Origin of the sequence: Undibacter mobilis (assembly GCF_003367195.1) — a bacterium.
GTDB lineage: Bacteria > Pseudomonadota > Alphaproteobacteria > Rhizobiales > Xanthobacteraceae > Pseudolabrys > Pseudolabrys mobilis.
The window spans coordinates 2543744-2568414 of the sequence record NZ_QRGO01000001.1 but is presented as its reverse complement, the minus strand read 5'-3'; the positions used below and the strand labels follow the sequence as shown (position 1 = coordinate 2568414).

Below are 24671 nucleotides of genomic sequence, written 5' to 3'. Positions count from 1 at the left end.
GCGCGGGGCGCGGCGATGCCGGCCTTTTCCCTCGCCCAGCGGCTGCGCGCCGGAGAAACCGTCTACTCCGGCTGGTGCATGATGGGCTCGCCGATCGTCGCCGAGACGATCGCGCGCGAGGGCTTTGCCGCCGTGGTGCTCGATGCGCAGCACGGCCTCTGGAATACCGACACGCTGCGTGAGGGAATCGGCGCCGTGCACCATGCCGGCGCCGCGCCGTTCGTGCGCGTGCCGCTGGCCGACTTCGGCATGGTGAGCCGCGCGCTCGATTTCGGCGCGGAAGGCATCGTCGCGCCGATGATCAACAACCCCGATGACGCGCGGCAGTTCGCCGCCGCGGCGAAATATCCACCGCTGGGCGAGCGCTCCTTCGGGCCGCCGCGCGCGATGATGCTGCAGGGCCAGATGGCGGCGACCGACTACCTCGCCGCGGCCAATACCGGCACGCTGACATTCGCCATGATCGAGACGCCGGAGGCGCTGCGCAATGTCGAAGCCATTGCCGGCACGCCGGGCATCGACGCGCTGTTCATCGGTCCCTATGACCTGTCGACCTCGCTGTCGGCCGGCAAGGCGCAGGACATCGAAGCGCCCGAAGTGAATGCCGCGATCGACAATATCTGCGCCGCCGCCATCAAGGCCGGCAAGATTCCCGGCATCTATTGCCGCGACGCGCAGCGCGCCCTCGACATGGCCAAGCGCGGCTTCCGCTTCATGACCGTGGGCAGCGATTTCAGCCTGGTGCGCGAGGGCGCTTCTGCCGCGCTCAAGCAGTTGCCGGTGAAGGCCTCCGGCGCGAAAGACGCGTTTTAGGCGCTGCGAGGGGCCGGCTTGAACTGCGTGATGGCGACGCCGGCGATCGCCAGCAACCCGCCTGCCGCCAACCGGATCGTGACCGGTTCGCCGAGGAAAAACGCGCTCGACATCACGGCGAATACGGGAAGCAGCAGGCCAAACGGCGCCACGCGATTCATCGAACTGCGGGCAATCAGCCAGAACCAGAGGCCAAACCCGACAATGCCGCCGATGAAAACCGTGTAGGCGAGCGCGAACCAGCCGCGATGATCCGCCAGACTCAGGCTTGCCATCTGGCCGCGCTCGAGGACGAACGACATGGCCAGGACCTGCGGCACGGTCAAAAGCGAGGTCCACCCCATGAGCATTAGCGGTTCGAACGGGCCATAGCGCTTCGTCAGGACATTGGACACCGCGAAAGCGAAGGCGGCGCCCACCACCAACATGAGCGGCAGCACGCTGACGGCTAAATTCGGCGCCGCCGCCAGCACGATCACTCCGGCGAAAGCCAAAACGACGCCACCCGCCGACGCCAGCGAGGGCCGCTCCGCGAGCAGCGGCCACGCCAGTAAAATGGTGAAGGGCGTCGCGAGCTGGTAGGCGACCGCCGACATGCTTCCCGAGCCAAGCTGCAGACCGACATAAAAGAGCCCGAAGTTCAGGCCGCCGAGAAACACCGAAATTGCCATGACCGGGCCGACCTGCGCGGGCGCCGGCCGCTTCACAAGCGGCACCAGCAGAAGCGCGACGCCCAGGAAGCGCAGTGCCAGAAAGAACAGCGGCGGAAATTCCGTCACGCCGACTTTAATGACCACGAACTGAAATCCCCAGAGCAACTGCACAGTCACAGCGCAAAACAGTTGAAACGCAGACATGAGCATCCCCTTCACGACCGATTGGTCTATATATCGACGCGGCTCGATGCTTTCGCATCTGCCCGCTACTTCATCAGGCGATCGAGCAAAGCGTCGGCGGTTGCTTTTGAAAAAGCGTGTGAAGGCGCCGTTTTGCCAAACACGCGCAAGCCTTCCACGAAACAGAGCAGAATTCGCGCGGCGCTCGCGGGCTCGACGCCGGCGGCCAGTTTGCCGGCTGCTTGCGCACGAGAGAGGGCATTCGTCACCCGGCTTTCCATCCCTTTGAAAAAGCCCGCGACGCGACGGTCAACGTCGGCGTCCCTGCCCGCGAGCTCCATGGCGGTGGCGACCAGCAGGCACCCGCGACGGCCTTTCGCGCCGCTCGTGCGCTCGACATAGCCCGCAAGATAAGCCCGCAAACCGTCGACCGGGTCTTTGCCGGCGGCCAGCTCATCATCCATTCGCGCCAGCGCATCCGCGATGTAGCGGTCGAGCGCGCGGAGGAAGAGCGAGTGCTTATCGCCGAAGGCGGCATAGAGACTTCCGCGTGAGAGCCTTGTCGCACGCAAAAGGTCGGGCAGCGCGGTGGCGTGATAGCCGCGCGTCCAGAACACGCTCATCGCGCGTTCGACGGCGGCTTCGGGGTCGAAAGTTCGCGGGCGCCCCAGCGCCCGGGACGATGCTGTCTGCCGGCTCATGATGACCATAATAGACCGATCAGTCTCTAATTGCCAGACGGCTGGCCGGCCGCGGGCAATCCGGCCTCAGTCGCGGGGAACTTCGTCCGCCGCCACGAGGCGCGGTGCCAGATCGTCCAGCACCTTGCCGACGTCGTTCTCCACCTCCGCCGCCGCGATGGTGATGACGCGGTAGTTGCGCTCGGCCAGCCACTGGTGCCGCGCCGGCCGCTGTTCCCGCGTGATGTCCGGTTCGTTCGTTTGAACGATCTCGATCACACAGCGCAGCGGGATCGAAACCAGGTCACCGATATGCGGACCGAGCGGCACCTGCCGCTTGAAAGCCAGCCCGGCAAAGCGCCGGTCGCCGGTGAGCGCGCTCCAGAATATGCGCTCGGCCTCGGTCGGATTACGCCGCAGCAGCCGCGCCAGCCCCTTGATCGGCGCCCTCTCCTGCGCGATCTGGCCGGCGCTGTGATCGGCGATCAGGCCGCGCAATTCCTCCGCCGCTTGCGGATCGAGCGTGCCGCCGCGCGCCGGGCCCTTCCGGCCATTGGCGAGCGCCATGATCACACCATGCAGCGTGCGGGTATCCTGTTGCGTCAGCTCCATGCGCGTGAAGATGTTGCGCAGGTTGATGACCATGGTCTCGCGCTTCTCGGCGGGGCGGAAGAACTCGACCTTCTCCAGCTCGCGCTCGAGATCGCGGAAGAACGCGCCGAGCTGCTGCTTGCCGACCGGCGGCGACCGCCGCGGCTCGTCCTCGCGCACCGCATCGCTGCCTGCGAGCTTGAACCACTCATAGGCGACGACGATCACCGCCTGCGCCAGGTTGAGGGAGGCAAAGGCCGGATTGACCGGCAGCGTCACGATACGATCGGCGAGCCCGACCTCGTGGTTCTCCAGCCCGTTGCGCTCCCGGCCGAATACCAGCGCGACGGTATCGCCGGCGGCAACGCGCGGCGCGACCTCGGCTGCCGCCTGCTGGGCGTCGATGATCGGCTTCAATTGGTCGTGGTGGCGTGCGGTGGTCGCCAGCACGAAGGAGCAGTCGGCCACCGCCTCCTCCAGCGTCTCGAAAAGCTGCGCGCCGTCGAGCACGCGGGTGGCGCCGGCGGCCATGACGACCGCTTTCTCGTTCGGCCAGCCCTGCTTCGGCTTCACCAGCCGCAGGCGGCCGAGGCCGAAATTGGCCATGGCGCGCGCCGCCGCGCCGATGTTCTCGCCCATCTGAGGCTCGACCAGCACCACCACAGGGCCCGGGCGTTCGATCCAGCGCTTGGTCTTGTCGGTCCCGGCTCCGGGCATTGATAAGGCTCCGTTTCCGGCTCTATAGCCCCCTCCCGTGAGGCGCGAAAGCTCGGGGGAAAACCCTGGCCGGGCGAGGCTTTCCTCGGGCGGAGCGCGGATGCTATAGGGCGCGCTCAAATCCCATCGGCCGGCGACCAGAGGTGCAGGTATGTCAAATCTCGAAATCATGTGGACCAAGGTCGATGAGGCCCCGGCGCTTGCCACTTACTCCCTGCTGCCAATCGTGAAGGCCTTCGTCGGCGCCGCCGGCGTGTCCGTGAAGCTCAAGGACATTTCGCTGGCCGGCCGTATCCTCGCCAACTTCCCTGAGAAGCTGAAGCCCGAGCAGAAAATCAACGACGAGCTCGCCGAACTCGGCAAGCTGGCGATGAAGCCGGAAGCCAACATCATCAAGCTCCCCAATATTTCCGCCTCGATCCCGCAGCTCAAAGCCGCGATCAAGGAGCTTCAGAGCAAAGGCTACGACGTCCCCAACTATCCCGACAGCGATGCGACGCCCGCCGACAAGGAAATCCGCGCCCGCTACGGCAAGGTGCTGGGCAGCGCTGTCAATCCGGTGCTGCGCGAGGGCAACTCCGACCGCCGCGCCGCTGGCGCCGTCAAGGCCTATGCGCGCAGTCATCCGCACAAGATGGGCGCGTGGAGCAAGGATTCGAAAACCCGCGTGGCGCACATGTCAGGCGGCGACTTCTATGGTTCGGAAGTCGCGACCACCGTTGCGGCGGCGACCAATGCCAAGATCGAATTCGTCGGCAAAGACGGCACGGCAACGGTGCTAAAGGCGAAGACGCCGCTTCAGGCCGGCGAAGTGATCGATTGCTCGGTGATGAACGTCAAGGCGCTCGACGCGTTCTATGCCGACGCGATCGAGTCAGCGAAGAAGGACAGCATCCTGTTCTCGCTGCACGTCAAGACGACCATGATGAAGATCTCCGATCCCATCCTGTTCGGACACTGCATATCGGTGTTCTTCGCCGACGTCTTCAAGAAGCATAGCGCAACCCTGACCAAGCTCGGCGTCAATCCCGACCTGGGCGTCAGCGACATGATGACCAGAATTGAAACCTTGCCCGAAGCCGAGAAGGCCGCGATCAAGGCTGACATCGAGGCCGAATACGCCAAGCGGCCGGGCCTCGCCATGGTCAATTCCGACAAGGGCATCACCAACCTGCACGTACCCTCCGACGTGATCGTGGACGCGTCGATGCCGGCGATGATCCGGGAGTCGGGCAAGATGTGGGGCGCCGACGGCAAGCTGCACGACTGCATCGCCGCGATCCCGGACCGTTGCTACGCGACGCTGTTCCAGGCCGTCATCGACGACTGCAAGGCCAACGGCGCATTCGATCCGAAGACAATGGGCAGCGTGCCGAACGTCGGCCTGATGGCGCAGGCGGCCGAAGAATACGGCTCGCACGACAAGACCTTCCGCATTCCTGCCGACGGCACGGTCAACGTGGTCGCCGAGGACGGCAAAGTCCTGCTGACTCAGAAAGTCGAGGCCGGCGATATCTTCCGCATGTGCCAGGTCAAGGACGCGCCGATCCAGGATTGGGTCAAGCTCGCGGTGCGCCGCGCGCGTCTGACCAACACCCCGGCGGTGTTCTGGCTCGATGCCAAACGCGCGCACGACGCGCAGCTGATCGCCAAGGTCGAGAAGTACCTGAAGAACGAGGACACCAAGGGGCTCGACATCCGCATCATGCCGCCGGTCGAGGCGACGAAGTTCTCGCTCGAGCGCATTCGCAAGGGCCAGGACACGATCTCCGTCACCGGCAACGTGCTGCGCGACTATCTCACCGACCTGTTCCCGATCATGGAGCTCGGCACGTCGGCCAAGATGCTGTCGATCGTTCCGCTGCTGAATGGCGGCGGGCTGTTCGAGACCGGCGCCGGCGGCTCGGCGCCCAAGCATGTCGAGCAGTTCAAAGGCGAAGGCTATCTGCGCTGGGATTCGCTGGGTGAATTCCTGGCGCTCGGCGCCTCGCTCGAACACCTCGCGCAGGTCAGCGGCAATGAGGACGTAAAAGTCCTGGCCGAGACGCTCGACGAGGCCAACAGCCAGATCCTTGAGCACAACCGCTCGCCGGCGCGCAAAGTGGGCGAACTGGACAATCGCGGCAGCCATTTCTACCTCGCGCTCTATTGGGCCAAGGCGCTGGCGCGGCGCGACAATAGCTCCGGCCTTGCCGCGCGCTTCAAGCCGCTGGCGGAGAAGCTGGCGGCCGAAGAAGACAAGATCAACGCGGAGCTGCTCGCCGCCCAAGGCAAGCCGGTGGATACGGACGGCTACTACCTGCCCGACACGACCAAGACGTCGGCGGCGATGCGGCCGAGCGCCACGTTGAACGCGGCGCTCGCCACGCTGTAAGGAAACCGTAGGGTGGGCTCGCTTCGCTTAGCCCACCCTACGAAAGCGTCCGCTTTCTTCGCATCCACAGGTCGGTCATGACCTTGAAGGCCGCCGCGACGACCAGCGCGCACAAAGCCGCTTTCGAAATCGTCTCCATCGTGCCTTCGATCAGCACGGCATGGACCACGCTGCCGGCGACGATGACCGCCGCGAGCGACATGTGAACGACGCGCCAGGTTCGCAAACCCAGCCGGCGGCGGAACAAGGCCAGCACCGCCACCGCGGCGACGGCCCAGAACGCGATCACACCGAAGGGAGAGAACGGCGTCGGCGAGCGAAACAGCAGCGCGTCGATCATGTCCGGCGGGCTGGTGATCCAAAGCCCCGCGACGTGAACGATCAATGCCGCGACCAGCGCGCCGCCGATCCAATGATGCACGCGCCGCGCTCGGTAAGCCGATAGTCCCGGCAAGTATCCGGCGATCAGCAGCGGCTGAACGAGCAACAGCCCCAGTGCGACGATCCCAGCGAAGCCGGCCGCGATATAGATAGCGTCGCGCCATTCAAGCTGCGGGCTTGCCGCGGCCAAAGCGGCCGGCACACCAATGGCGGCAATCAGAGCGGCCCAGATCAGGCTCACCCGGGCCCATCTCATTGCCTCATTCCCAATGTCAGGCCGGCTGAAGAATGAAATGCGCCTCGAGGCCGGTGTCCTTCGCGCTGCGCATCACGGGACGCAGAAACACCGTTTTGAATTCGCCGCTGTCATAAGCAAGGTGGCCGTGCGGTTGGCCGAAGATGGGAATGATCTGCGGCATTTCGAGCCGGAACGCGCCATTCTTGTCGGTCAGCGTCGCACCGTGGCTGCGCTGATCTTCCTCGCGCCCCTCGACGGTATGCGCCCAGATCTGAATGCGTTGCCCGGCCAGCGGCGCCCCGTCGCCGGCGCGGCGGACAGTGCCCGTCATCCAGAAGCCGCCCTTGCCGATCCGGTTCACGACCGGCGCGCCCTTCTGGTAATTGTTGGCGCCGCCCGACATCGACTGGGTCGGTGCAAGGCCCTGTGCGCGGGCCGGCATCACCAGCCCGAAAGCCCCGACCGCCAGAACGGGGCCGGCTGCGGCGAGGAGGCTGCGGCGGTTGAGTGCGACGTCGATCATGGCAATTCCTCCTTCCGGTTCGCCCCATCAATGTACCGCGATTGCGGCCATTTTCCAGTTCACGGAAGAAAGCGCGCCACGGCTCGCAGTGACAGTTTCGTGAACGGGTTTGCCGGGCCGGCGCGCAAGGCCGCGATGTGCCGGCAGCGCTACAGTTTCGCCTGGGTGCAACTTAAGTCCATGAAACGGTGCGGCTTTGATGGCGGAAAAGTCGATGTTATAGAGCCGTCGAAGCAGCATTGCCGATGCCGGTCCTCGAAAGGTAATTCACTCATATGGCCAAGATCAAAGTGAAAAATCCCGTCGTCGAGATGGATGGCGACGAAATGACCCGCATCATCTGGCAGCTCATCAAGGACAAGCTGATCCATCCTTATCTGGACATCGACCTGCTCTACTACGATCTGAGCATCGAGAAGCGCGACGAAACCGCCGACCAGATCACCATCGACGCCGCCAACAAGACCAAGGAAGTCGGCGTCGCGGTCAAGTGCGCCACCATCACGCCGGACGAAGCGCGCGTGAAGGAGTTCAACCTCAAGGAAATGTGGAAGAGCCCGAACGGCACCATCCGCAACATCCTGGGCGGCACCATCTTCCGCGAACCGATCATCTGCAAGAACGTGCCGCGCCTGGTGCCCGGCTGGACGCAGCCGATCATCATCGGCCGCCATGCCTATGGCGATCAGTACCGCGCCACCGACTTCAAGTTTCCGTCGGCGGGCACGCTGTCGATGAAGTTCGTCGGCAATGACGGCAAGGTGATCGAGAAGGAAGTATTCAAGGCGCCGGATGCCGGTGTCGCCATGGCGATGTACAACCTCGACGACTCGATCCGCGATTTCGCCCGCGCCTCGATGAATTATGCGCTCGACCGCGGCTATCCGCTCTATCTGTCGACCAAGAACACCATCCTCAAGCAGTATGACGGCCGCTTCAAGGACATCTTCCAGGAGGTGTTCGACGCCGAATTCAAGGCCAAGTTCGCCGACAAGAAGATCTGGTACGAGCACCGCCTGATCGACGACATGGTCGCCTCGGCGCTGAAGTGGTCGGGCGGCTATGTCTGGGCCTGCAAGAACTATGACGGCGATGTGCAGTCCGACACGGTGGCGCAGGGCTTCGGCTCGCTCGGCCTGATGACCTCCGTGCTGCTGACGCCGGACGGCAAGGTGGTCGAAGCCGAGGCCGCGCATGGCACCGTGACGCGGCACTACCGCCAGCATCAGCAGGGCCAAGCGACGTCCACGAACTCGATCGCCTCGATCTTCGCCTGGACCCGCGGCCTCGCCCATCGCGCCAAGCTCGACGGCAACGACGCGCTGATGACGTTTTCTCTGACGCTGGAGAAGGTCTGCGTCGACACCGTCGAAGCCGGCTTCATGACCAAGGACCTGGCCTTGCTCGTCGGTCCCGATCAGAAGTGGCTGTCGACCACCGGGTTCCTCGACAAGATCGACGACAACCTGAAGAAGGCGATGGCGGCGTAAGCCATCGTCCTTCCTTGCCGCCGCGCCTTCCCTTGCGCTACTTCAGCTCTGCTGCCGCTTCCTGACGCGCCTCGGCGAGCCGCATCGCGACCGCGTCATCGGGAATATCGAGCCCTTCCAGCACGCGCGCGCCGAGCTGAAGGCTCGCTTCCACCGCCTCCGGAATGACGCCGACGACGCCCATGCGCGTCAGCTTGCTGGCGTGTTCGCCATCCTTGGCGCGCGCGAAGATACGGGCCTTGGGTTGCAACTGCGTAATGGCTTGCACCATACGTTCTGCCGCGCGCGGCGCGTCGAGCGTGACGACAAAGGCGCGCGCCCGCCGCGCGCCGGCACGTTCCAGCATTTGCGTGCGGCTGGCGTCCCCGAAGAACACCATGCGCCCGCGCTGACGCTGCTCTTCCACGATCATCTCATCCATATCGAGCGCGACATAGGACACCTGCTCTTTGTCGAGCAAATCCGCAATCATGCGCCCGACGCGGCCGAAACCGCCGATCACCACATGGTCCCGCAATTCCGGCGCTTCCTGATCCGGAGCGTGCCGCTCATGATCGAACGGCGCGAGCCGACGGCCGGCGATCCGCGCCCCATGCGCGAGAACCGGCGTCAGCATCATGCTCAGGCCGACGACCGCCACCGCGGCGGTCGCCAGTTCCGGCGGCAACAGATTGCTTTGTCGTGCCAAGGCGATGACGACAAAGGCGAACTCGCCGGCTTGCGACAGCAGAAGGCCGACTTCCACCGCCTGAGAACGCGGCACCCCGAACAGACGGGCGCCCGCATAGAGCACAACGGCCTTGACGACGATCAGGCCAGCGAGCGCCAGGATGATCGGCCCGGCATGGCCCATGACGACGGCGGGGTCGATGGTCGTGCCGACCGTGACGAAGAACAGACCGAGCAGCAGGCCCTTGAACGGTTCGAGATCGACTTCGATGTGATGGCGATATTCGCTCTCGCTCAGCAGCAGCCCGGCCAGGAATGCGCCGAGCGCCACCGACAGACCGGCGGCGCCTGTCGCCGCCGCAATGCCGACCACGATCAACAGCGTAATCGCCATGATGAGGTCGCGGCTGCCGGTATGCGCGGCCGACCGCAGAAGCGGACGCGCCAAATAGCGGCCGAGCACCATGATTACGGCAATAGCGGCGACGGCTTGTGCGAAAGCCAGCAACAGCGCCCACCACCGATCCGCCCCCTCGCCGCTGCCGAGCATGCCGACGATGAACAGGATCGGCACCACCATGAGATCCTGGAACAGCAGAACGGACAAGGCGATGCGGCCGACCGGCGAGGCCGATCGATGCTGCTCGACGAGAAGCTGCATGACGATCGCCGTCGACGACAGCGCGATGCACATGCCGAGCACGATGCCGGTCGGCGGCGGCGCTCCCGCAAGGTTCAGGGCGAAACCGATTGCCAAGGACGACACGGCCACCTGGAACAGGCCGACGCCGAGCACGTAACGGCGCAGTTGCCACAGCCGCTGCACCGACAGTTCGAGGCCGAGGATGAACAACAGGAAGATGATGCCGAGCTCGGCAAGCGGCTCCGCGGTCCGCGGATTATCGAATGTGACGTAGCTGACCCATGGCACCTCCGCCGCCAGCCGGCCGAAGCCGAAGGGGCCGAGGATCACCCCCACCAGCAGGAAGCCGAGCACGGTGCTGATGCGCGCGCGATGAAACAACGGCACGACCACGCCCGCCGCGACCAGGAAGATGATCAGCCCCTTGAAGCCTTCGGCATGCAGCAAATTCGATCGCCCTCTGATGCGGTTCGCTTGTGCCGCAGTTTCATCATGCACGGCCGGCGCGGCTGCGGTGTTGGAGCGCCGTCGAATCGGCAGGCCAAAGATACACGAGGTGGCCGCCACCATCGGCACAGGTTTACAAAGGCAGGAGGCCGGGGCGCCGATTCCGGCTCTGTTCGGTTGAACGCCAGACGAGGAATAGCAACATGACGTCCGCCACGCCCCCTCTTTTCTACGTCGTCACCGGCGGACCCGGCGCCGGCAAATCGACCCTGATCAGCGCGCTCGAAGCGCGCGGCTTTGCGGTCGCGCCCGAGGCCGGCCGGCGCATCATTCAGGAGCAGCAGTTGCAAGGCGGCCGCGCTTTGCCCTGGATCGACCCGCATGCCTTCGCGCAGGCGATGCTGGACCACGACGCCGCGGCCTTTGCGCGCCTTGCCGGCGCGGCCGGTCCGGTGTTCTGCGACCGCGGCATCCCCGACGCGATCGGCTATCTCCAGCTCGTAGGCCTAGCAGTGCCGACAGCGATGTGGCGCGCCGCCGAAATTCATCGTTATCAGGAAAGCGTATTCGTCTGCCCACCCTGGCGGGCGATCTATACGACCGACAGCGAAAGGCGGCAGACGTGGGATGTCGCCGAGCGGACCTATGTCACGATGGTCGCCGTCTACACGGAGCTCGGCTACCGGCTGGTCGAGGTGCCGCGTGCGCCGGTCGACGAGCGCGTGCGCTTCGTGACGGCGGCGGCCGGCCTGCGCTAGAGCTTCGCCGTCAGTATCCGGAACCCGGCATAGCCGAAGGCCACGGCGAAGAGGCCATCGAACCAGCGGCGCAGCTTGAGATAGCCGGCGACCACCGTCGGGTTCGAGAACAGGATAGCATAGCCGTGCAGCACCACGGCGCTTTGCAGGCCGACGGCGGCGACGATGAGCGCGAGATCGGCCAGCGTGGCGTCGGCCGGCACGCCAAAGGAATAAAGCGAGCCGAAGAACAGAATCGCCTTCGGGTTGGTCAGATGCAGCACCAGCCCGCGGCCATAGGCCCGGTTGAGCGATGTGGCGCCGAGCGCCAGCAGTTCCGTCTTGCCCGGCGTCAGCGCCGACCGTGCCGATTTGGCAGCGAGCCACAGCAAATAGGCGGCGCCGAAGTAGCGGATCAGTTCGATGAGCCAGGCATTGGCCAGCATGACCGCACTCAGGCCCGCCGCCGCCCCGACCGACCAGATGAGAGACCCGGTGGTGACACCCGATGCGAAGACAAGTCCCGTCCGGCGCCCTGCCCGCATCGAGGTGCCGGCAATGGCCAGCACCGCCGGCCCCGGACTCGCGACCGCAATGAGGGCCGCGACCATGATGAGCGACAGATGGATGTGGCCGACCATGGTCAGCCCGCCAGCGCCGCCTCGACCGCCTTCAGCGCCTCGTCCGCCTTGGCGCCGTCCGGGCCGCCGGCCTGCGCCATGTCCGGCTTGCCGCCGCCGCCCTTGCCGCCGAGCACTTCGGACGCCTTGCGCACCAGATCGACCGCGGAAATGCGCGCGGTGAGATCGGCGGTGACGCCGATGACGATGGATGCCTTGCCGTCCTCACTGGTCGCGATCAGCGCGACAACGCCGGACCCGATCTGCTTCTTGCCTTCGTCGGCGAGGCTCTTGAGGTCCTTGATGTCGATGCCGGTCACGGCGCGGGCCATCAGCTTGATGTCGCCGACGGTGCGGATGTCGCTGAGCGAACCGCCACCGCCGCCCCACGATCCACCGCCCATGGCGAGCTTCTTGCGTGCGTCGGTCAGTTCGCGTTCCAGCTTCTTGCGCTCGTCGAGGAGCGCGGCGATACGCGACGGCAGTTCCTCGAACGGCGCCTTGAGTTCGGCGGCCGCGGCGCGCGCGGTGTTCAGTTCCTTGTTGACGTAATGGCGCGCGACATTGCCGGTCATCGCTTCGAGACGGCGCACGCCGGCGGCAACACCTGAATCGGCCAGCCCGGTGATGAAGCCGATGTCGCCGGTGCGCTTCACATGGGTGCCGCCGCACAGTTCGATCGACCAGCCGAGCGTATTGCCCGATCCCTCGCCCATCGCCACGACGCGCACTTCGTCGCCATATTTTTCGCCGAACAGCGCGCGGGCCCCCGACGAGCGGGCGTCGTCGAGCGCCATCAGCCGCGTTGTCACGGGCGTGTTCTGCAGCACGATGTCGTTGGCGATATTCTCGACGCGCGCCAATTCCTCCGCCGTCACCGGCTTGGGATGCGAGAAGTCGAAGCGCAGACGGTCGGGCGCGACCATCGAGCCCTTCTGCGCGACGTGGTCGCCCAGCACCAGGCGCAGCGCCTCGTGCAGCAGATGCGTCGCCGAATGGTTCTGGCGGATCGCGGCGCGGCGTGCGTGGTCGACTTCCAGCAGCAACGGATCGCCGACCTTGACCGTGCCCTCGATCACCTTCACCGCGTGGGTGAGCAGGTCGCCCTGCTTCTTCTGCGTATCGGTGACGGCAACCTTGACGCCGGTTGAGCGCATCTCGCCGGTGTCGCCGACCTGACCGCCGGACTCGCCGTAGAACGGCGTCTGGTTGAGCACGATCTGGCCGACATCGCCGGCTTTCAGCTCAGTGGCTTCCTGGCCGTCCTTGATCAGCGCCGACACCACGCCTTCGGCGCTTTCGGTTTCGTAGCCGAGGAATTCGGTGGCGCCGAGCTTTTCGCGCAGCGCGAACCAGATCGCCTCTGTCGCCGTCTCGCCCGACGAGAAGCGCGACTCGCGCGCCTTGGCGCGCTGGCGCTCCATAGCGTCGGTGAACGAGGCGATATCGACCGAGATGCCGCGCGACTTGAGCGCGTCCTGCGTCAGATCGAGCGGGAAGCCGTAGGTGTCGTACAAAGTGAACGCGGTCTCGCCGTCGAACATGTCGCCTTTCTTCAGCGTCTTGGAGGCGTCGTCGAGAATGGTCAGGCCCTTGGCCAGCGTATTGCGGAAGCGCGTTTCTTCCAGCTTCAGCGTCTCGGTGATCAGCGCCTCGGCGCGCGTCAGTTCCGGATAGGCCTGGCCCATTTCGCGGGTCAGCGCCGGCACCAGCTTCCACATCAGCGGCTCTTTGGCCCCTAACAGTTCGGCGTGGCGCATGGCGCGGCGCATGATGCGGCGGAGCACATAGCCGCGGCCTTCGTTCGACGGCAGAACACCGTCGGCAACGAGGAAGGACGAGGCGCGCAGGTGGTCGGCGATGACGCGGTACGAGGCGCGGGTGTCGTCGGTCGGCCCGCGCGACAGGCCATGCGCCACGGCATCGATCAGCGCGCGGAACAGGTCGGTGTCGTAGTTCGAATGCACGCCCTGCATGATGGCGGCGATGCGCTCCAGCCCCATGCCGGTGTCGATCGAGGGGCGCGGCAGCGGCACGCGCTTGCCCGGCTCGATCTGCTCGAACTGCATGAAGACGAGATTCCAGAACTCGAGGAAGCGGTCGCCGTCTTCGTCCGGCGAGCCCGGCGGGCCGCCCTGCAGCTTGTCGCCCTGGTCGATGAAGATTTCCGAGCAAGGCCCGCACGGACCGGTGTCGCCCATCTGCCAAAAATTGTCCGACGTGCCGATGCGGATGATGCGATCGTCGGAAAAGCCGGCGATCTTCTTCCACAGGCCATGCGCCTCGTCGTCGTCGGCATAGACCGTGACCAGCAGCTTGTCCTTGGGCAGGCCGAAATCCTTGGTAATCAGGTTCCAGGCGAGCTCAATGGCGTTGTCCTTGAAGTAATCGCCGAACGAGAAGTTGCCGAGCATCTCGAAGAAGGTGTGATGGCGGGCGGTGTAGCCGACATTGTCGAGATCGTTGTGCTTGCCGCCGGCGCGCACGCATTTCTGCGCGGTGGTCGCGCGCACGTAATCCCGCTTCTCGACGCCGGTGAAGACGTTCTTGAACTGCACCATGCCGGCATTGGTGAACATCAAGGTCGGGTCGTTGCGCGGCACCAGCGCCGAGGACGACACCACGCGGTGCTCGTGCTTGGCAAAGTAGTCGAGGAAGGTCTTTCTGATGTCGTTGACGCCACTCATGTCCGAACGCCGCTAACCCTGGGTTGGTGAACGGGCATGCGAAAGGCCCCCCGGCCATGCAGCCCGGCCGGGGGCGTAAAGGCCCGTCCGGCTTTGATTTTTCAGGGTTCTATTTAGCGGCGGGGGCCCGGAGAGTCGAGGGAGGGCGAAAGCAGGCTCAGCCCCACGGCCGGCGGCGGGAGCCACCGCCACCCCACGGACCGCCCGGCGCGGCCGAGCCGCCCCAGGCGCCGCTGCGGGCCCCGGCGGCGGCTGGTGATGCCGGCCGCTGACCATAGGCCGCGGCGAGCTGGTGCAGCGCCGCAATGCGGTTCTCGGTCGCCGGGTGGGTCGAGAACAGGTTGTCCATGCGCTGGCCCGACAACGGATTGATGATGAACATGTGCGCGGTCGCCGGCGCCTGTTCCGCGCGCTCGTTCGGCACCATGTGGGCGATGTCGGCGATCTTGCCCAGCGCCGAAGCGAGCGCCAGCGGGTCGCCCGCAATCTGCGCGCCGAGATTGTCGGCGGCGTATTCGCGCGTGCGGCTGATCGCCATCTGCACCAGCATGGCGGCGAGCGGCGCCAGGATGACCATCGCCATGGTACCGATGAGGCCCAGGCCGTTGTTGTTGTCGCGGTTGCCGCCGAGCCCTGAGAACATCGCGAAGTTGCCGAGCATGGAGATGGCGCCGGCAATGGTCGCGGTGATGGTCATGATCAGCGTGTCGCGGTTGGCGATGTGCGCCAGTTCATGCGCGACCACGCCGGCGACCTCGTCGTGGCTGAGCGAACGCAGCAGGCCGGTCGTCACCGCAACAGCGGCGTTCTCCGGGTTGCGGCCGGTGGCAAAGGCATTCGGCTGCGGATTGTCCATGATGTAGACGCGCGGCATCGGCAACTGCGCGCGCTGCGCCAGCTCCGCCACCATGCGATAGAGATCGGGCGCGGCCTGCGGATCCACCTCCTGCGCACCGTGCATCGACAAGACCATCTTGTCGGAGTTCCAGTAGGCGAACAGGTTCATGCCGCCGGCGACCAGCAGCGCGATCATGGCGCCGCCGGAGCCGCCGATCAGATAGCCCACGCCCATGAACAGCGCGGTAAGACCCGCCAGCAGAAGCGCAGTGCGGAAATAGTTCATCGTTCCCTCGTAAAGGGCGCACCGGCCGCGCTTCCGCGCGCCTGCGCCCTGTCGGGGAAAAATGTCGTGATGACGGGGCTTTGCTGCAAGGCCGCGCACGGTCGCAGCGCCCTGACAGGATGCCGCAGGCGGCGTCCGCACCGAGGCACCGGCTCCGGCAGCGCCGGTCATCGGCACAACCGTCAGCGGCTGGGCGCGGGCCGTGTTCAGGGGATCGCCGTTCCCCAAACACGCCGACGCCCCCGTCCTCGGTGGCGGCCGCTTTATGCAGCCGGGTGCCGACGGGGGCGACAAGCGTTACGCGCTACCTAAGTCTCACGGACCCTCAAGCCCGTCAGTCGTCCTAACTGGCCTTGCGGCCGGCGGCCTTCTTGCCGGCCTTGGTCGCATCCTTTGCCGCATCCTTGGCTTCGCCTTTGGCGGGCGCGGCCTTCGCGGCGGATTTGGCACCTGCCTTGGACTTCGCCGTTGCCGTCATCGGCGTGGTCCCGTCCTCGGCAGGCCTGGTCTTCAACTTGTCCTTGGCGCGTTCCTTGAAATTCTTGCGCTTCTCGGGCTTGGCCAGCGGCGTCACTTTCTCTTCCGCCACCGCTGCTTTGGTTTCGGCCGCCGCCTTGTGGCGCGACAGCACGATGATTTCGCCGGTCGCCGCGTCAATCGTCTCGGTCACCGCAGACGTATCGGTCGGCATCTGGGTCGACATATGGGTCGGCTTGGGCGCTTCAAGCGAAGACGAGGTCTTCGCCTGTGCCGGTTCCGCGACGGCTGCCGCCTCTCCCGCTACAGAGAGGCTTTCACCGCCGAGACCGGCGCCGGAGCGTGGCGTTACGCCACGATCATCCGGCGTGCCCGGAGCTTTTCAAGCCTCCAGCGCGTCGTCGTCCTTGTCGCCGGAATCGCCCGCATCGATGACTTCGGCAATGACGCCGGAATTGGCGCGCACGGCAGCTTCGATCTTGGCCGCGACATCCGGATTCTGCTTGAGGAACACCTTGGCGTTCTCGCGGCCCTGACCGATGCGCTGGCTGTCGTAGGAATACCAGGCGCCGGACTTCTCGACGACATTGGCCTTGACGCCGAGGTCGATGAGTTCGCCGGTCTTGGACACGCCCTCGCCGTACATGATGTCGAATTCGACCTGCTTGAACGGCGGCGCCAGCTTGTTCTTGACCACCTTGACGCGGGTCTGGTTGCCGATGACCTCGTCGCGGTCCTTGATGGCGCCGATGCGGCGGATGTCGAGGCGCACCGAGGCGTAGAACTTGAGCGCATTGCCGCCCGAGGTCGTCTCCGGCGAGCCGTACATCACGCCGATCTTCATGCGGATCTGGTTGATGAAGATCACCATGGTCTTCGATTTGGAAATCGAGGCGGTCAGCTTGCGCAGCGCCTGGCTCATCAGGCGCGCCTGCGAACCCGGCTGCACGTCGCCCATTTCGCCTTCGAGTTCGGAGCGCGGCACCAGGGCGGCGACCGAGTCGACCACCAGCACATCGACCGCGCCGGAGCGCACCAAAGTGTCGGCGATCTCGAGCGCCTGCTCGCCGGCATCCGGCTGCGAGATCAGAAGCTCATCGACATTGACGCCGAGCTTGCGCGCATAGATCGGGTCGAGCGCGTGCTCGACGTCGACGAAGGCGCAGATGCCGCCCTTCTTCTGGGCTTCGGCAATGGTGTGCAGTGACAAAGTGGTCTTGCCGGACGATTCCGGCCCGTAAATCTCGACAATGCGGCCGCGCGGCAGGCCGCCGACGCCGAGCGCGATGTCCAGCCCGAGCGACCCGGTCGAGACCACCTCGATGTCCATCGACTTGTCGGACTTGCCGAGCTTCATCACCGAGCCCTTGCCGAACTGTCGCTCGATCTGGCTAAGCGCAGCAGAGAGGGCTTTGGACTTGTCCATGGACGATCCTTCGACGACACGCAGGGCAGGCTGACTCATGATGGCGCTCCTATATGGCCTCAGATTCGACCCCCGACAACGTAAGGTGCAGGGGCATCCCCCTACCCGGCGGGCCGTGATCGACGTTGAATCAATATGTACACTATTTGTTCTCTGTTCGCAATATGTTCTTTTCGTTGATTGGGTGCTGGCCTGTTTCGACCCCCTAGTGGCCGGTTTTAAGAACAGAGGTGGCCTAGTTTGCTTTTAGTCGCGGCAGAAGTCGGTCCGCAAACTCCTTTGCGTTGGCCAGCAGTCCGTTGTCGAGAAAACGTGTCTCGCCGGGAGGCGCCCCCTTCAGTCTCGGCCCCTCACCTTCATCTACTCGACCGACAGAAAATTGCTGATTGACTATGCCGCTTGGTTTGTCGGGATGTTCGATAATTCGATTTCGAACGTCACGCATACCAACACTTTCAAAGTTCTTCAGACCAGGCAGGAGCCTTAAAGCCAGTACCGTCCGCCACCCGACAAAGTAAAATGCCTCGGTCAATAGTTCCAAAATACCAGTTATGTGCATTGCTTCTTCTAAAAGCGTATCGGCCGCCTTCGTGTCGGAAAATGCCATGAATACAGTTTGCATATGTGCCGCATTCGCAGCCAATTGCATTTCAGAAATTTGGAGAATGCTCCATCGCATCTGCCAAAGCCGCTTTTCGACCTCAGATGAAAACTGGACCTGTTCGGCGCTCAGACCTGAAAGGTTCCGAGATTTGTAGGCTGCATACTCAGCGATAAGCGCGTCGAAGAGACTTAATATCTCTTGCCATTTCGGGTTGGGATGCATGTGCCAGTGGCCGCCCTAGGTGGCGGCCTCTTTCGTTACAGACCTTGCCAGATTCGTCAGCCTGTTCTTTTGCGTACTCAAAAGAAAGCTGCGTTTGCTTACCCTGGGCCGGGTAATATTTGTCTAGCTTGGCTTTGAAATCGTGCCAATCGGCGCTCATTCGCATAGTCGCAATTACCGCTCCTAGATGCTCGGGCAATTTTGGATAGCCCGCATTGTTCGTGAGCCACTGGAGGTTTTTATGCCGGCGACGGCCCGTTACTTCATCCTTCGGATTGACCTTATTAAATTCTTCCAGAACACCGGGCGCAAGGCGGTCATAAATAATATCGTTCGTCAGGCTTTCGAAATACCTAGGGCGCTGAACAGTGTCCCTAGGATACTTCATACCGCGCAGCCGAAAGATTTCCTCATAAAAATCAGGCAGGAAGGTTTGGACATACCGCTGCAATTCATTGCGCGGCGGTGTCGCTCTATGTCGCGCACTACAATCTTTGCCGCGTCCGTGAGACGCTGCGAGCTACGCCGGCCATGGCCTCGGCATTAGCGATCGGGTTTCGAAGATCGGGGATTTGCTCGATGCGGCGCTAACGACACAGTCGATTGATCCGGTTGTGACCGCGCCGGATCGGCGCAAGCGATTCACGGCAATTGACTGAGGAAAGGAGTAGTTATTTCTTTGGTCGGTAGTCTCTTGGATCAAGGCAAGCATCATAAAATACTTGATCCATCTGAATCCAGTCCGTTCCATCAACCCCACGTCTAGACGTGGCGTTTGGCCCATGAGGATAAGCGCAAGCGACCTTGATCCAACGAGATTGCTCCTTAGCAATCTCCTTTATCTCTTGAACCACCTCACACAAATCTTGGTCTTGGCTATAGATAACAGCGACATTGTATTCTTTGCGCCGCGCTCTAGAGACGACATCCAGCGCAAGTCGGACATCTACTCCCTTTTCTTGTGGCGTAACAATCTCACGCGGTTTTCCATCTTCGTCGGTGACAATTTCGGTGTGGTATCGAATTGGGCGTGTCGTCACCGACACGCCTTGACGTTTGAGCGACAGAACGCGGTTAGACCAATACGGAGCCCACATGGGATCTCGCATTGCGTTAGGCACACCCGTGTAAAAACGAACCAGATTAGGCACCCATCCTTGAGCTGCACACACGGCTGCATGTAGCTTTATTGGATCGTAATTTGGGTGGTGATGACCGAAGGCGTCTTTGGCGTGGCGATAGAGATTCTGGCCGTCAAAAAAGGCCATCGCGCGCTTTACGTCAGGCTCTACAATGGCCATGGCACTAGCCCCAAATAATAACCCCGTCGGGGGCCATTGCTGGCCAAGTCCGACGGGGGGCTAGTTCGGCCCTTATATAGGGTCGCCTTTAACAACCCGTCAATACGAGGCGTGTTCCGAGCCACATTAACTTTAGGTAGTGTTGCACGCCAGACACCATCTTAAGTACCTAATATCACTGTATTTTTGCAAATCTGTCACGCAGAAGAGCCCGGCGAATCACTTTGGGGCCCATGAGCAAGAGAGAAGCCTAACGCAGAAGCCTCAACCTCTCGGTCAGGGCTTCGCATGCCTCCGCACCCAAAATGAGCACTGACCTATTTTGCTTTCCCGACTGGCCTACTTCGGCCAGCCAGCACACCGGCGGGCTCCTCTTGGCGAGCATAAGGGACCCCATCGGACCCCACACGCCTGTCTAGGAGCACGACCGGAAGCCCAATATACTCTGATACCGGATTGAGTCCTCTGTGCGACCATGGAGAGCCGCCATGGAACGGTTCATACGCAGACAGAATCTGGAGCGATTCCGCCGCATGCTCGCCAGGGCGACCGACGAGGCGCAACGTCGACAGCTTGAAAAGCTGATTGCCGAAGAAGAAGCGAAAGATCAGCTGCCCCCGGCCAAACGCGAGTGAGACAGTCGCTGGCGGTTCAGCCTGCCTTCAGCCCGCGCGGGACGCGCCGCTACAGGCCCAGCGCACGGCGCCGCTCGTCCAGCGCGGCCTTGGTCGCATTGTAGCGGCCTTCCAGCATCGTGAAGGCCCGCAGGCTGTTCGACAGCAGGCTGCGGAAGGCATCCTCCGCGCCGGTCACCGCCCCGGTCAGCGCCTGCTGCGCACGCAGGTCGGCCAGGGCTTCGGTCAGCCGCCGTTCCACGTCCTGCAGATTTTCAAGAAGAACTTTCATGTCTCACCCCACCGGGCGCCTTCACTACACCAGAGCTGAAGGCTGTGTACCGATCGGATGCTGGAAACCTTACCGCGACGGAGTCCGCGGCTCGATTTGAGACAGGCGGCGCGACACCGCCTGCCGGATTTTTCTGATAGGAACGATGGCCGCTCCCATCCCGGATCCCGCTCATGCCCCTCACCCGCATCCAGCAAAGCTTTGCCAAGCAGGGCCTGATGACCACGCTCGGCGCCAGGCTCGACAAGGTCGAGCCGGGTCTTGTCGACATCGTATTGATCCCCACGCCGGCGGTGTCGCAGCAGCATGGCTTCGTCCATGCCGGCGCGGTGGCGGCGATCGCGGACAGCGCCGCGGGCTATGCCGCGCTCAGCGTGATGCCGCCGGACAGCGGCGTGCTCACCGCCGAGTTCAAGATCAACCTGCTCGCGCCGGCCGCGGGTGAGCGCATCGTCGCGCGCGGGCGGGTGGTCAAGGCCGGCCGCACGCTCACTTTGGCGCAGGCCGACGTCTTTGCCGTGAAGGACGGCAACGAAAAACTGATTGCGCATCTGACCGCGACGCTGATGGCGATCGTTGGCCGCGACGGCATCGTCGACTGAGTGCCCGCGCGCGGTATGCCATGCGGCGCCCGCGTTAACAGGTCCTTCATCCTGCCCCTCTATTGCCGCATCGCCGTCCTTAAAGCGGCCCGGTTTAACGCTACCCGTTGAGCTTAACGGGAACCGGCAATGGCCTACCCGGACGCTCGGGGACTAACATCGCGTCCGGAACGGCTCGTGTGGAATAGGGGACTTCTCATGCAAGCCAGCGTCGTGGACCAGTGTGTCCGTCTGGCGTTCGCGATCGTCCTGATCGCGCTCGTGTCGCTCACGCTCTATCAGTTTGCCGGCGGCGCCAGCGCCTATGTGCCGGAGAGCCCCGTGGTCGGCATCGGCAAGTAGCAGGGCATACCGCCCCCGCAACACAGGATCGCAATCGCGATCCTTTTGACATTTATCAAATCCATAACGGCGTACCGTCGCGATGATGGAGGCAGCAATTTGCCTCCCGAGCCGCATGACCCATCGCCCTCCTGCAAGCCCCCCTTTACGTCACTGTCCGGTGTGCGGCGTCGCCATGCAGGCGGTGAAGACGCGCGAGCACCTCGACCATTTCGACCGCTTCGAGTGTCTGAACTGCGACACAACCATTAATGCGTCGCCGGTACGGCCGAAGCGAACGCCGCCGCGCACGGATTCCTGAGGCGCAGCGGTAAAATATGTCAGCGTTTTGACATCGCTCAAAATCCACAACGCCACTGCGCCTAATAGTCGGATGTCGCTGGAGCCGCGCCGACGGTGCGAGCCGCCACCGACATCGCATTGAAGGCGGAGGGCGAAGAGCGATGATGGACGACACCATGACCAGGCCGGACACGTCGTCCGGCGACAAGCGCACCAGAACCGAAGGCCCGCTCGGCCGCAAATCGGCGATCGTCAAACGCTCGATCGAACTGCACGGCCACAAGACCAGCGTATCGCTGGAAGACCAGTTCTGGGATGGCCTGCGCGACATCGCCGAGCGCACGCGCACACCGCTGCCGGCGCTGCTGCAAACCATCGACGCGCAGCGCGGCTATGCCAACCTGTCGTCGGCGATTCGTGTTTATGTGCTTGAGCACCACCGCGCCGCGGCCGCCCAGACCGAACGGCACTACATGTCGGCGTCGACCTGATCAGATCTTCTCGCGCTCGACGAACAGCCACAATCCGCCGTTGCGCGCCGAGACGACGCGCATGCGCAGTTCGCGTTTAGGATTGGCAAGATCGCCGGTCCGCGCCATGTCGAAATCGACCGGACCCGCCTCCATGGCGCCGACCCAGCGGGCGCGCAGCTCGTCCTTGTCGTCGCAGCGTGACACATCGAAGAAGTCGCGGCCGAGCGGCTCCATGCCATAGCCGCTCTCGCGCGCTTCGGTGGCCGAATAGAAACGCACGACAAAATGGCGGTCCAGCAGGATGACGCCGAATGGCAGCCGGTCCAGGTCGTGCTGGCTCAGCATTTCGACCCGCTGCACGATGTCCGGCGCATCGAAATCAATTGCATCGGCCATGCGCGAGGTCTCCTTTCGTCTGGCAGTTTGTCAGGCGCGTTTCTTATGCTTCGTGGCTATACGGTAATATGCCACCGAATGGAGCGTCGCATGCCGGAGGTAAATCGACAAGGCTGATGTAGCCTTGGCCGGGGTGCTGTGTGGTTAAACAACGACGGCCCATGCGATGCGGCGCCGTGCGCAAGCATCGCGCCTGTCCCGTTATCGGACGACGGCCCCCGCGACTCGCTGACATGCAAACGGCGCCGGATCGTCAGGACCCGGCGCCGCGCGCTACGCGAAAAGTCGAAGACAGGCGTCAGCCGAGGTTGAGTTCTTTGAAGAAATCATTGCCCTTGTCGTCGATGACGATGAAGGCCGGGAAATCGACCACCTCGATTTTCCAGATCGCTTCCATGCCGAGCTCGGGGAATTCCTGCACCTCGACCTTCTTGATGCAGTGCTCGGCCAGGTTGGCCGCTGCGCCGCCGATCGACGCCAGATAGAAGCCGCCGTGCTTCTTGCAGGCGTCGCGCACCTGCGAGGAACGGTTGCCCTTGGCAACCGATATCATCGAGCCGCCGGCTGCCTGGAAGGCATCGACATAGGAATCCATGCGCCCCGCCGTGGTCGGACCGAAGGCGCCGGAGGCATAGCCGTCCGGCGTCTTGGCCGGACCGGCGTAATACACAGGATGGTTCTTGAAGTAGTCCGGCAGCCCCTGCCCGGCTTCCAGCCGCTCGCGCAGCTTGGCATGCGCCAGATCGCGCGCCACGATCATGGTGCCGGTGAGCGAGAGCCGCGTCTTCACCGGATACCTGGACAGCATCGCCAATATCTCAGGCATCGGCTTCGACAGATCGACCTTCACCACCTCGCCGCCGAGCTTCTCCTGATCGACCTCGGGCAGATACTGCGCCGGGTGATGCTCCAGCTCCTCGAGGAAGACGCCATCCTTGGTGATCTTGCCGAGCGCCTGACGATCGGCCGAGCACGACACGCCGAGACCGATCGGCAATGACGCGCCATGCCTTGGCAGACGAATGACGCGCACGTCGTGGCAGAAATACTTGCCGCCGAACTGCGCGCCGACGCCGAGCGACTGCGTCAGCTTGTGAATCTCTTTCTCCATCTCGAGATCGCGGAAGGCATGGCCGTCCTCCGAGCCCTGCGTCGGCAGGTTGTCGAGATATTTGGTCGAGGCGAGCTTTACCGTCTTCAAGGTCAGCTCGGCCGAGGTGCCGCCGATGACGATGGCCAGATGATAAGGCGGGCACGCCGCGGTCCCGAGCGTCAGGATCTTCTCCTTCAGGAACGCGACCATGCGGTCATGCGTCAGGATCGACGGCGTTGCCTGAAACAGAAACGTCTTGTTGGCCGAGCCGCCGCCCTTGGCGACGAACAGGAACTTGTAGGCGTCCTCGCCCTCGGCATAGATCTCGACCTGCGCCGGCATGTTAGACTTGGTGTTCTTCTCCTCGAACATGGAGATCGGCGCGAGCTGCGAATAGCGCAGGTTCTTTTTCAGGTAGGCGTCGCGCGCGCCCTCGGCGAGCGCGGCCTCGTCGGAGCCGTCGGTGAACACCAGCCGGCCCTTCTTGCCCATGATGATGGCGGTGCCGGTGTCCTGACACATCGGCAGCACGCCGCCGGCGGCGATGTTGGCGTTCTTCAAGAGATCATAGGCGACGAACTTGTCGTTCGCGGTCGCCTCCGGATCGTCCAGCACGGCGCGCAGCTGCTTGAGATGCGCGGGGCGCAACAGGTGGTTGATGTCCTCGAACGCGGCTTCCGACAACGCCTTGATGGCGGCGGGCTCCACCACCAGCACGTCCTTGCCCATCACCTTCTCGACCCGCACGCCCTCGGACGTGATCTTGCGGTACTTGGTGGTGTCCGGCCCCAGCGGAAACAACGGGGAATGGGAGTACGGGGGCAGCGGGGGTGGGTTAAGGGGCGCGTTCATCAGGTGGCTCCGAATGCTAGGTCGGGCACCTTTTAGACGGTCTGAAGTGGGGCGTCATTAGGGTTGCCCGGGGAAACAATAGGACCACATTCTCGATTTTCGTACACAAGAAACATAAAAAATTGT

The 24671-nt window shown here is 63.7% G+C and carries 26 protein-coding genes; 8 read left to right on the top strand and 18 right to left on the bottom strand.

Going from position 1 to position 24671, the window contains the following annotated elements; translation table 11 throughout:
* Positions 1 to 15: 15 nt before the first annotated feature.
* Complete coding sequence (locus DXH78_RS12085) at positions 16 to 813, top strand: HpcH/HpaI aldolase family protein (protein ID WP_115517267.1); 798 nt, start codon at positions 16 to 18, stop codon at positions 811 to 813.
* On the opposite strand, the gene DXH78_RS12080 is transcribed toward DXH78_RS12085, so the two are convergent.
* From DXH78_RS12080 to DXH78_RS12070, 3 genes are all read right to left on the bottom strand, one after another.
* Positions 810 to 1670, bottom strand: a complete 861-nt coding sequence (locus tag DXH78_RS12080) for a DMT family transporter (RefSeq protein WP_115517871.1) — start codon at positions 1668 to 1670, stop codon at positions 810 to 812. The genes DXH78_RS12085 and DXH78_RS12080 overlap by 4 nt on opposite strands.
* Positions 1671 to 1735: 65 nt before the next feature.
* Positions 1736 to 2359, bottom strand: coding sequence for a TetR/AcrR family transcriptional regulator (locus DXH78_RS12075; protein ID WP_488225868.1), 624 nt, complete (start codon positions 2357 to 2359; stop codon positions 1736 to 1738).
* 57 nt (positions 2360 to 2416) lie between these two features.
* The gene (locus tag DXH78_RS12070; RefSeq protein WP_115517266.1) at positions 2417 to 3637 is read right to left on the bottom strand and encodes a TrmJ/YjtD family RNA methyltransferase; all 1221 of its coding nucleotides are present in this window, start codon (positions 3635 to 3637) and stop codon (positions 2417 to 2419) included.
* A 151-nt stretch (positions 3638 to 3788) separates the two neighbouring features.
* On the opposite strand from DXH78_RS12070, the gene DXH78_RS12065 reads away from it, so the two are divergent.
* Entirely contained in the window at positions 3789 to 6011 is a 2223-nt protein-coding gene (locus DXH78_RS12065; protein ID WP_115517265.1) for an NADP-dependent isocitrate dehydrogenase, read from the top strand.
* Between the two features lie 37 nt (positions 6012 to 6048).
* Here the strand turns inward: DXH78_RS12065 and DXH78_RS12060 are convergent, their stop codons facing one another.
* From DXH78_RS12060 to DXH78_RS20005, 3 genes are read right to left on the bottom strand one after another with little or no spacing between them, the layout of a single operon-like run.
* On the bottom strand, positions 6049 to 6648 hold the full coding sequence (locus tag DXH78_RS12060; protein WP_115517264.1) for a ferric reductase-like transmembrane domain-containing protein: 600 nt from the start codon (positions 6646 to 6648) through the stop codon (positions 6049 to 6051).
* 16 nt (positions 6649 to 6664) lie between these two features.
* Entirely contained in the window at positions 6665 to 7153 is a 489-nt protein-coding gene (locus DXH78_RS12055) for a peptidase associated/transthyretin-like domain-containing protein (RefSeq protein WP_115517263.1), read from the bottom strand.
* Positions 7154 to 7180: 27 nt separating this feature from the next.
* On the bottom strand, positions 7181 to 7393 hold the full coding sequence (locus DXH78_RS20005) for a hypothetical protein (protein WP_210209542.1): 213 nt from the start codon (positions 7391 to 7393) through the stop codon (positions 7181 to 7183).
* Between the two features lie 35 nt (positions 7394 to 7428).
* Here DXH78_RS20005 and DXH78_RS12050 point away from each other — a divergent pair, with 35 nt between their 5' ends.
* Positions 7429 to 8643: an NADP-dependent isocitrate dehydrogenase gene (locus DXH78_RS12050; RefSeq protein ID WP_115517262.1), complete on the top strand. Its 1215-nt coding sequence runs from the start codon at positions 7429 to 7431 to the stop codon at positions 8641 to 8643.
* 37 nt (positions 8644 to 8680) lie between these two features.
* Here the strand turns inward: DXH78_RS12050 and DXH78_RS12045 are convergent, their stop codons facing one another.
* A complete protein-coding gene (locus DXH78_RS12045) occupies positions 8681 to 10402 on the bottom strand; it encodes a monovalent cation:proton antiporter-2 (CPA2) family protein (RefSeq protein WP_168192788.1) in 1722 nt (573 codons plus the stop codon).
* A gap of 203 nt (positions 10403 to 10605) precedes the next feature.
* On the opposite strand from DXH78_RS12045, the gene DXH78_RS12040 reads away from it, so the two are divergent.
* Entirely contained in the window at positions 10606 to 11160 is a 555-nt protein-coding gene (locus DXH78_RS12040; RefSeq protein ID WP_115517260.1) for an AAA family ATPase, read from the top strand.
* Here DXH78_RS12040 and DXH78_RS12035 read toward each other — a convergent pair.
* The 8 genes from DXH78_RS12035 to DXH78_RS12000 all read right to left on the bottom strand — a co-directional run bounded on the left by DXH78_RS12035 (position 11157) and on the right by DXH78_RS12000 (position 19599).
* A complete protein-coding gene (locus DXH78_RS12035) occupies positions 11157 to 11780 on the bottom strand; it encodes a LysE family translocator (RefSeq protein ID WP_115517259.1) in 624 nt (207 codons plus the stop codon). The genes DXH78_RS12040 and DXH78_RS12035 overlap by 4 nt on opposite strands.
* Positions 11781 to 11782: 2 nt before the next feature.
* Complete coding sequence (gene alaS, locus DXH78_RS12030; RefSeq protein WP_115517258.1) at positions 11783 to 14446, bottom strand: alanine--tRNA ligase; 2664 nt, start codon at positions 14444 to 14446, stop codon at positions 11783 to 11785.
* Between the two features lie 157 nt (positions 14447 to 14603).
* On the bottom strand, positions 14604 to 15569 hold the full coding sequence (gene htpX / locus DXH78_RS12025; protein ID WP_115517257.1) for a zinc metalloprotease HtpX: 966 nt from the start codon (positions 15567 to 15569) through the stop codon (positions 14604 to 14606).
* Positions 15570 to 15912: 343 nt separating this feature from the next.
* On the bottom strand, positions 15913 to 16272 hold the full coding sequence (locus DXH78_RS12020; RefSeq protein ID WP_115517256.1) for a hypothetical protein: 360 nt from the start codon (positions 16270 to 16272) through the stop codon (positions 15913 to 15915).
* 156 nt (positions 16273 to 16428) lie between these two features.
* Positions 16429 to 17511, bottom strand: a complete 1083-nt coding sequence (gene recA / locus DXH78_RS12015; RefSeq protein WP_115517255.1) for a recombinase RecA — start codon at positions 17509 to 17511, stop codon at positions 16429 to 16431.
* Positions 17512 to 17707: 196 nt separating this feature from the next.
* Positions 17708 to 18298 carry a hypothetical protein gene (locus DXH78_RS12010; RefSeq protein WP_147292622.1) on the bottom strand — a complete coding sequence of 197 codons (591 nt, stop codon included), beginning with the start codon at positions 18296 to 18298 and terminating at the stop codon, positions 17708 to 17710.
* Entirely contained in the window at positions 18240 to 18749 is a 510-nt protein-coding gene (locus tag DXH78_RS12005) for a P63C domain-containing protein (protein ID WP_115517253.1), read from the bottom strand. The genes DXH78_RS12010 and DXH78_RS12005 overlap by 59 nt, the downstream gene beginning before the upstream one ends.
* A 220-nt stretch (positions 18750 to 18969) precedes the next feature.
* Positions 18970 to 19599, bottom strand: a complete 630-nt coding sequence (locus DXH78_RS12000; RefSeq protein WP_115517252.1) for an NYN domain-containing protein — start codon at positions 19597 to 19599, stop codon at positions 18970 to 18972.
* A 488-nt stretch (positions 19600 to 20087) separates the two neighbouring features.
* Here DXH78_RS12000 and DXH78_RS19895 point away from each other — a divergent pair, with 488 nt between their 5' ends.
* Positions 20088 to 20234, top strand: coding sequence for a hypothetical protein (locus DXH78_RS19895; protein WP_168192787.1), 147 nt, complete (start codon positions 20088 to 20090; stop codon positions 20232 to 20234).
* Between the two features lie 49 nt (positions 20235 to 20283).
* Here the strand turns inward: DXH78_RS19895 and DXH78_RS11995 are convergent, their stop codons facing one another.
* Positions 20284 to 20505, bottom strand: coding sequence for a hypothetical protein (locus tag DXH78_RS11995; RefSeq protein ID WP_115517251.1), 222 nt, complete (start codon positions 20503 to 20505; stop codon positions 20284 to 20286).
* A 173-nt stretch (positions 20506 to 20678) separates the two neighbouring features.
* Between DXH78_RS11995 and DXH78_RS11990 the strand changes: the two genes are divergently transcribed.
* The 3 genes from DXH78_RS11990 to DXH78_RS11985 all read left to right on the top strand — a co-directional run bounded on the left by DXH78_RS11990 (position 20679) and on the right by DXH78_RS11985 (position 22222).
* Positions 20679 to 21107, top strand: coding sequence for a PaaI family thioesterase (locus tag DXH78_RS11990; RefSeq protein WP_115517250.1), 429 nt, complete (start codon positions 20679 to 20681; stop codon positions 21105 to 21107).
* 198 nt (positions 21108 to 21305) lie between these two features.
* Entirely contained in the window at positions 21306 to 21449 is a 144-nt protein-coding gene (locus DXH78_RS19890; protein ID WP_168192786.1) for a hypothetical protein, read from the top strand.
* Positions 21450 to 21892: 443 nt separating this feature from the next.
* A complete protein-coding gene (locus tag DXH78_RS11985; RefSeq protein ID WP_115517249.1) occupies positions 21893 to 22222 on the top strand; it encodes a ribbon-helix-helix domain-containing protein in 330 nt (109 codons plus the stop codon).
* Here the strand turns inward: DXH78_RS11985 and DXH78_RS11980 are convergent, their stop codons facing one another.
* Complete coding sequence (locus DXH78_RS11980; protein ID WP_115517248.1) at positions 22223 to 22600, bottom strand: hypothetical protein; 378 nt, start codon at positions 22598 to 22600, stop codon at positions 22223 to 22225. It lies immediately after the preceding gene.
* A gap of 298 nt (positions 22601 to 22898) precedes the next feature.
* Positions 22899 to 24545: a fumarate hydratase gene (locus tag DXH78_RS11975; RefSeq protein WP_115517247.1), complete on the bottom strand. Its 1647-nt coding sequence runs from the start codon at positions 24543 to 24545 to the stop codon at positions 22899 to 22901.
* Between the last annotated feature and the right edge of the window lie 126 nt (positions 24546 to 24671).